This window comes from Cellulomonas bogoriensis 69B4 = DSM 16987, from assembly GCF_000767165.1.
GTDB classification, from domain to species: domain Bacteria; phylum Actinomycetota; class Actinomycetes; order Actinomycetales; family Cellulomonadaceae; genus Actinotalea; species Actinotalea bogoriensis.
Map to the genome: position 1 here is coordinate 1 of NZ_AXCZ01000474.1, position 423 is coordinate 423.

Sequence of the window (423 nt, forward strand, 5' to 3'; positions counted from 1 at the left end):
GCCCCGCAGAGCACGGCGGTCGCCCCGCACGCGGCGCGGGCCAGGGAGGCGGTGGAGCAGGCCGGGGCCGCACGCGACGGGGGTGACCCGTTGGAGGCGTTGCGCGCACTGACCGAGGCCGAGGCGGCCCTGGACGAGGCGCTCGCCCCCTACCGCGAGGGTGAGGAGCGGCGCCGTCGGGCGCTGGCCCTGCTGGACGAGACGATGGGCCGCCTGCACTCCCAGATCCGTGCGACGACCGACTACGTCTCGACCCGGCGCGGGGCGGTGGGGCCCGACGCGCGGACGCGCCTGGCGGAGGCGGGCCGCCTGTACGAGCAGGCGTACCACCTGCGGGCCACGGACCCGGCCGCGGCGCTGGGGTGCGCCCAGCGCGGTGAGGCGTTCGTCCGGGACGCCCAGCACCAGGCCCAGCGGGACGTG

Annotated in this window: 1 pseudogene; it reads left to right on the forward strand. The window is 79.0% G+C overall.

The annotated features are described in order from the left end of the window. Positions 1 to 423 (forward strand): annotated as a pseudogene (locus N869_RS18265) (TPM domain-containing protein); the annotation flags it as partial.